A 6,673-nucleotide genomic window follows, 5' to 3' on the forward strand; every position below is an offset into this window, starting at 1 on the left:
CATCATCTGTAGCCAGGGCCAGGCATCATTTGTAGTGCCGAGCCATGCTCGGCAGAAGCTTTCCCGGCAACGTTTGCGGGTGCATCAAAACGCGCAACCAGCACCGATTGCCACAAGCTTCGCGGCCTGAGCCGGGCCCGCGGGTGCAGGCAAACACAGATCCCATCCAATGCTGATGGACAGCCAGTCTTGCGCTGCGTCGCGATCTGGGCGCCCGGCGAGCAGCTGCAGCCACTCCTGCCGGGCCGATTCCTCCAAGGCGCACAATTGCTTGCTACGTTCGCTGGACTGCGCCGTGACGGCGCCCTCTGGGAGCTGGGACATGGTTGCCGTTACGCCAAAACCCCGGCCAAAGGCCGGGGTTTGAAGGAACGCGTGTGCGTTGCGTGGCTCAGAACAGTTCCACGGTGCCGGCGCCCATGCTCTGCTGGGTAACCGGCTTGTGTGGCGGGCGCTCCCATTCGATGCGCATGTCGCGCAGGCGGCTGCCGGTGCGCTGCAGGGCGGTGACCAGTTCGCCATCGAACACGCCACCATTGCGATGCAGCAGCTCCTGCAGGGCGACGGCCTCGCGGTTGATCGCGGTCAGGCGGTCCAGGTGGGTGTGTACCCCGCCCAGGGCCTGGGTGGCGATGTCTTCAAACTGCAGGGCGCGTACCGCCTCGGCCACGCTACCGTCGATGGCGCGGCCGCACTCGGAAATCTCGCGCATGCCGTCACCCAGCGAGGCGTTGATGGCCGCAACGTTGTCCAGCATCGCCGCCGCTTCATGGCGTGCTTCGCGGGAGCGGTCCATGTCGCGCGAGGCCATGTGCGAGACCGTTTCACGGACCTTTGCGATGGCGTCCTTGGAGCTGTGTGCCAGCTTGCGGATCTGCTCGTTGAACGTGGTCGAACGCTCGGAAAGGTTGCGGACTTCGTCGGCCACCACCGCGAAGCCTCGGCCGGCTTCACCGGCGCGGGCGGCTTCGATCGCGGCATTCAGGGCCAGCAGGTTGGTCTGGTCGGCAATCGACTTGACGTCCTCCAGCAGCGAGAAGATGCCGTCCAGGTGCTGCGCCATCTGGTCGATGTGCTGCACGGTATTGCTGCTCTGGCCGCTTACCTGCTCCAGCGCCTCGACCAGTTGTTCCATCTGCTGGCTGGCGTGCTGGGCAAACCGTGCGACATCCACGCCACTGCCGCCATCTTCACTGGCACGGTCGACGACGCGGGCCAATGCCTGGCTTTGCTGGCGCGATTTGCGGCTCATCGCATCAAAACTGCTGCCCAGGCCGGATACCGCCTGGCGGATCAACTCACGCGCGCGTTCAATCTCGCTGCGCGAACCGTCGATCTCATTGCTGACGAAGCTGCGCAGCTCGTTGAGCAGTTGGTCCTGCTCCTTCAATACCTTGGCGTGCTCGGGCGAGCGCTGGGCCTGCGCGTGGGCGCTCCAGTACGCAAACACCAGCCAACTCAGGACCATGGTGGTCAGGATGGCCCAGACCGCGGCGGTGGGCCAGGACAGCGCGAAGGCGAGCGAAAGCAGGAGGGTCAGGGCAAGCGGAGCTGCCAGGCGGATTGCAATACGTGAATACATGGACGTTCTCGGGAGAGTCACGAATGCAGTATCGGCCGCAGTGGGGGGCTCTTTAGTGCCCGCGACGACAATCCCCGAGTGGATGCATGAGTGCCCGCTGCAATCCGGCAGCGGGCGGTGGTTCAGCGCAGCAGTCGATTGATGGCTTCGCCCATTGTTTTGCGCGAGAACAGGAAATCCCAGTAGCTGCCACCGAGCTGGCGCCACAGGACCGCAGAGCGCACGGCAGCCAGCAGCAGGGCGCGGATCTCGGCCACCACCATCGCCTGCCCCAGGTAATGCGGGTTGCCTTGGACCATGATGCGTGGCTTGAGCTGGCTGATGGTGTCCGCATACAGGGCGCCCATGGCACTGAGGATATCCGGGTGGTTGCTTTCCCCCAGTTCCTGCACGCGGCCGGCGCTGCGGGCGATGCCAGCCTCGACCTTGTCGACGGTGGCACCTTCGCGCACGAAGCGGCGCTCCAGTTGCATCACCGACAGTGCCAGACGCGGCAGCAGATCGTCCTTGCCCTGGTTGCTGAAGTAGTCACGCAGCAGGCGCAGGCCGGGCTCCACTGCGCGGACGCTGCCATAGACGGCGGCCGGGGAGGGCGCATCGATGCGCATCACGCTGTCCATCGCGGTACGCACCACGGCCGCCTCGGAATGGCCGGTTTCGGCGATGCGGCGCACCTGCTGCAGGGCCTGGGCAATGCCGGCCAAGGCCAGAACGCGGTCGTCGAAGGAAAAACTCATTGCTTACCTCTCAAGGAGAAACGGAAGCGCCCAAACGGCGCTCCAACGGTGCGTCGGTTGCGGTTATCACGGCGCCGCCAAGGCATTCCATGCCGTCATACAGCACCAGCGATTGCCCTGGCGTCACGGCCCGTTGTGGCCGCGCGAAATGCACATCGAGGGTGCCATCGTCGCGCACCTGGACGGTGCAGGGTTCATCGGGCTGACGATAGCGGGTCTGCGCGGTGCAGTCGAAACGTGCCGCTGGCGGCGCACCGGCGATCCAGTGCATGGGTTCGCTGCGCAGCCAGCTCGATTGCAGCCAAGGGCTGTCATGGCCCTGATCGACATACAGGATATTGCGTGCCACGTCCTTGCCGACAACAAACCATGGGGCGGCCGGGCGGCCACGCACGCCGCCGATGTTCAGGCCTTCGCGCTGGCCCAGGGTGAAATAGAACACGCCGGGATGGCGCGCGATGAACTGGCCCTCGGGGTCGTGGATCTCGCCCTCGCGAGCTGGCAGGTATTGGCCCAGGAACTCGCGGAAGTCGCGCTCGCCGATGAAACAGATGCCGGTCGAGTCCTTCTTGGCATGGGTAGGCAGGCCGGCGTCACGGGCGATCCTGCGCAGGTCGCTCTTTTCCATGTGGCCGATCGGGAACAGAGTTGCCGCCAACTGGGCCTGGCCCAACTGGTGCAGGAAATAGCTCTGGTCCTTGCCGCGGTCGGCGCCGCGCAGCAGCCGCCAGCGTCCATCGCGCTGTGCGACCTGTGCATAGTGACCGGTGGCGATGCGCTCGGCGCCCAGCTCGCGGGCGGCATCCAGGAAGTGCTTGAACTTGACCTCGCGGTTGCACAGCACGTCGGGGTTGGGCGTGCGACCGGCCGCGTATTCGGCCAGGAAGTGTTCGAACACGCCCTGCCAGTACTCGGCCGAAAAATCGCGGAAATGGAACGGAATGTCCAACCGACCGCATACCGCCACGGCGTCGCGGCGGTCCTCTTCGGCGCGGCAGTGGCCACTGCCATCGTCGGCCCAGTTCTGCATGAACAGTCCGGCCACATCCAGGCCTTGCTGCACCAGGGCCAGTGCGGCGACGGAAGAATCAACGCCGCCGGATACACCGACGACGATACCCGGGTTACTCACGGTATGTGCCTCAACATCGACAACGGATAGCGCTGACCAGCCAACCAGTCCGACACCGTGTGCCAGACCAGCGGGCTGCGCAGCCGCGCCATGTCGGCCTGCAGGGCAGTGGGCGAAAGCCACAGCGCCTGCACGATGCCGGCATCCAGCGCCTGTTCTGGGTGGTGCTGCAGGGGTTCGGCTTCAAAGGCGAAGCGCAGGAACGGGGTGCCATCATCGGCAGTCCACTGGTAACTGCCGATGAAGCCGGTCAGGCGCACGTCCCAGCCGGTCTCCTCACGCGTCTCGCGGACCGCTGCCTGCAGCAGCGTTTCACCCGGCTCCAGGTGGCCGGCCGGCTGGTTCAACACCCGGCGGCCGCCCTTGTCCTCTTCAACCAGCAGCAGCTGACCGGCGCGGGACACCACGGTGGCCACGGTCACATGTGGCGCCCAGCGCTGGGACTGCAGGGCATTCACGCTCAGTAGTCGTCCTTGGAGGTCAGTTCCTTCTCCATCCCGTCGGCGCTCTTGGCGGCGGCGTCGATGGCATCGGACAGGACCTCCGCGCTGGCGTTTGCGTCGATCTTGACCACGAACATGGCCATATCGCTCTGCTTCACCCAGCTGCCCAGCTTGGAGTCGTTGGAGTCTTCCAGCAGGCGGTTGGCGACCGGGGCCGGGAAGGCCGGGGTGGCGGACTTGTAGCCCGGCGACCAGATCTCACGGACATTGTGGCTGCCGTAGCTTTCGACATTGGAACGGACGTAGACCAACTGGGTACGGTCATCATCCATTTCAAAAACAAGCTGGTAGTCGCCGTCACCGTCAACTTCGTACTTGTACTCCAGGCCGTCCAACAGGCGGCCCACGGCGCGGTCGGGTTCACCGGCTATCGCGCTCCCCATGGCCCCTGCAAACAGGGCTGCCACGACGCCACCGGCAATAAACTTCTTCATTTCGTCCCCAATAGACAGTTGATTGGTCCCTGAATTGTGCGGGGGCAGGGGGGGCGCCGTCCAATCGTGTCCGGTCTGCACGCGGGCGAGCCGCTATAATGGGGGGATGCCACAACAGCCCCAACACGAACAGGACCATGGCCTGCTGGTTGCCCCCAGCAAGCCGGAGATCGCGCCGCCGCCGCAGTACCAGGTGATGCTGCTCAATGATGACTACACGCCGATGGACTTCGTCATCACGGTACTGCAGGACTTTTTCTCGATGGACCTGGACAAGGCGACCCAGGTGATGCTGCATGTCCACACCCGTGGCCGCGGCATCTGCGGTGTGTACACCCGCGAAGTTGCCGAAACCAAGGTGGCCCAGGTCAACGAGTTCTCGCGCATGAACCAGCACCCGCTGCTGTGCACGATGGAGCGCGCCTGAGGCCTCGGCTCGCCGCGCGTGCCGGGCCATGCTGCCTCTTACGTGTGGCGTACCCGGCGTACTGACCTCGTCGGCGGAACACCGCGTTTCAGCCTGCCCTGGCAGTTGCACTGCGCCGTACCCGGAGCGCGCCATGCCTGTTGGCGCAAAGTCCTGCCATGGCGTGGACTTGTGACCCATGCCCAACACTCCCACGAAACTGAATGCAGGATTCACGGGGTGCAGAATTTGCGCATATTGCTGACGCAACCTCTACATCCGCGTAGCTAGGGTGCTGGAAAAGGCGCAGCCAGGCCGCATATTGTCTCCAACCGGAATCGGAGTGCCCCACATGTTCAGTAAAGACCTCGAGCAGACCATTGGTCAGTGCTACAAGCGCGCCCGCGAGGCCCGGCACGAGTACATGACGGTTGAACATCTTTTGCTGGCACTGCTGGAGAACGCTTCGGCCCAGGCCGTACTGAAAGCCTGCGGTGCCGACTTGGACCGTCTGCGCAGCGAACTGGAAAAGGCGATCAACGCCTCGGTGTCACTGCTGGCCGAAGACGACGGCCGCGATACCCAGCCTACCCTGGGCTTCCAGCGGGTGCTGCAGCGGGCGGTCTATCACGTGCAGTCCTCGGGCAAGAAGGAGGTCACCGGTGCCAACGTGCTGGTGGCGATCTTTGGCGAGAAGGAGTCCCACGCGGTCTATTACCTCAACCAGCAGGATGTGACCCGGCTGGACGTGGTCAATTACCTGTCCCACGGCGTGGGCAAGAACGGTAGCGATGACGCCGACATGTCCCCGCCGCTGGATGGGGAAGGCCGTGCGGAGGGCATGGAGGGCGAGGGCAAGGGCGATTCCCTGGCCGAGTTCGCCAGCAACCTCAACGAGGCGGCCAAGGCCGGCCGTATCGACCCGCTGGTTGGTCGTCGTGACGAGATCGAACGGACCATCCAGGTCCTGTGCCGCCGCCGCAAGAACAACCCGCTGTACGTGGGCGAGGCCGGCGTGGGCAAGACTGCCATTGCCGAAGGCCTGGCCAAGCGCATCGTCGACGGCGAGGTGCCGGAAGTACTGGCCGATGCAGTGATCTACTCGCTGGACCTGGGCGCGCTGGTTGCCGGCACCAAGTACCGCGGTGATTTCGAGAAGCGCCTGAAGGGCGTGATCACTTCGTTGAAGAAGATCCCCAACGCGGTGCTGTTCATCGACGAGATCCACACCATCATCGGGGCCGGCTCGGCGTCGGGTGGCACCATGGATGCGTCCAACCTGATCAAGCCGGCGTTGGCCTCGGGCGAGCTGCGCTGCATCGGCTCGACCACCTTCCAGGAATACCGCGGCATCTTCGAGAAAGACCGTGCGCTGGCCCGTCGCTTCCAGAAGATCGACATCGTCGAGCCGACGGTGGGCGAGGCCTATGAAATCCTCAAGGGCCTGCGTGGCAAGTACGAGGCGCACCATAGCGTCACCTACGCCGATGACGCTCTGCGCGCGGCAGTGGACCTGTCGGTCAAGCATATCGGTGACCGCCTGCTGCCGGACAAGGCCATCGACGTGATCGACGAGGCCGGTGCACGCCAGCGCTTGTTGCCTGAGGGTGAGCGCAAGCAGCGCATCGACATCGAGGAAATCGAGGCGATCATCGCCAAGATGGCGCGCATCCCGGCCAAGCAGGTCACCGCGACCGACAAGGACGTGCTGCAGCACCTGGAGCGCAACCTGAAGATGGTGATCTTCGGCCAGGACCCGGCCATCGAATCGTTGGCGTCGGCGATCAAGTTGTCGCGGTCCGGTCTGGGCAATCCGGAAAAGCCGATCGGCAACTTCCTGTTTGCCGGCCCCACCGGCGTGGGCAAGACCGAGGTGACC

Annotated in this window: 7 protein-coding genes; 2 read left to right on the top strand and 5 right to left on the bottom strand. The window is 64.6% G+C overall.

The features are described 5' to 3' along the window. Positions 1-391: 391 nt before the first annotated feature. The 5 genes from RT460_RS13170 to RT460_RS13190 form a co-directional block, all read right to left on the bottom strand. Entirely contained in the window at positions 392-1,582 is a 1,191-nt protein-coding gene (locus tag RT460_RS13170) for a methyl-accepting chemotaxis protein (RefSeq protein ID WP_313319416.1), read from the bottom strand. A 122-nt stretch (positions 1,583-1,704) separates the two neighbouring features. Beyond that, on the bottom strand, positions 1,705-2,319 hold the full coding sequence (gene hflD, locus RT460_RS13175) for a high frequency lysogenization protein HflD (RefSeq protein ID WP_313319417.1): 615 nt from the start codon (positions 2,317-2,319) through the stop codon (positions 1,705-1,707). A gap of 10 nt (positions 2,320-2,329) precedes the next feature. Then, positions 2,330-3,451, bottom strand: a complete 1,122-nt coding sequence (gene mnmA, locus RT460_RS13180; RefSeq protein ID WP_313319418.1) for a tRNA 2-thiouridine(34) synthase MnmA — start codon at positions 3,449-3,451, stop codon at positions 2,330-2,332. Then, positions 3,448-3,909, bottom strand: a complete 462-nt coding sequence (locus RT460_RS13185; RefSeq protein ID WP_313319419.1) for an NUDIX hydrolase — start codon at positions 3,907-3,909, stop codon at positions 3,448-3,450. Before RT460_RS13185 ends, mnmA begins: the two co-directional genes overlap by 4 nt. A gap of 2 nt (positions 3,910-3,911) precedes the next feature. Continuing rightward, entirely contained in the window at positions 3,912-4,388 is a 477-nt protein-coding gene (locus RT460_RS13190; protein ID WP_313319420.1) for a hypothetical protein, read from the bottom strand. A 106-nt stretch (positions 4,389-4,494) separates the two neighbouring features. Here RT460_RS13190 and clpS point away from each other — a divergent pair, with 106 nt between their 5' ends. Together clpS and RT460_RS13200 are read left to right on the top strand one after the other, a co-directional pair. Continuing rightward, a complete protein-coding gene (clpS, locus tag RT460_RS13195; protein WP_313319421.1) occupies positions 4,495-4,815 on the top strand; it encodes an ATP-dependent Clp protease adapter ClpS in 321 nt (106 codons plus the stop codon). A gap of 331 nt (positions 4,816-5,146) precedes the next feature. Beyond that, a partial coding sequence (locus RT460_RS13200) for a Clp protease N-terminal domain-containing protein (protein WP_313319422.1) occupies positions 5,147-6,673 on the top strand: 1,527 nt, incomplete at its 3' end.

This window comes from Stenotrophomonas sp. (genome assembly GCF_032061965.1).
In the GTDB taxonomy this organism is placed as follows: domain Bacteria; phylum Pseudomonadota; class Gammaproteobacteria; order Xanthomonadales; family Xanthomonadaceae; genus Stenotrophomonas.

What these genes read in the sequence shown, in the direction of transcription:
- RT460_RS13190 (WP_313319420.1), bottom strand. Translation starts at nt 4,388, where the DNA reads ATGAAGAAGTTTATTGCCGGTGGCGTCGTGGCAGCCCTGTTTGCAGGG.
- hflD (WP_313319417.1), bottom strand. Translation starts at nt 2,319, where the DNA reads ATGAGTTTTTCCTTCGACGACCGCGTTCTGGCCTTGGCCGGCATTGCC.
- RT460_RS13170 (WP_313319416.1), bottom strand. Translation starts at nt 1,582, where the DNA reads ATGTATTCACGTATTGCAATCCGCCTGGCAGCTCCGCTTGCCCTGACC.
- clpS (WP_313319421.1), top strand. Translation starts at nt 4,495, where the DNA reads ATGCCACAACAGCCCCAACACGAACAGGACCATGGCCTGCTGGTTGCC.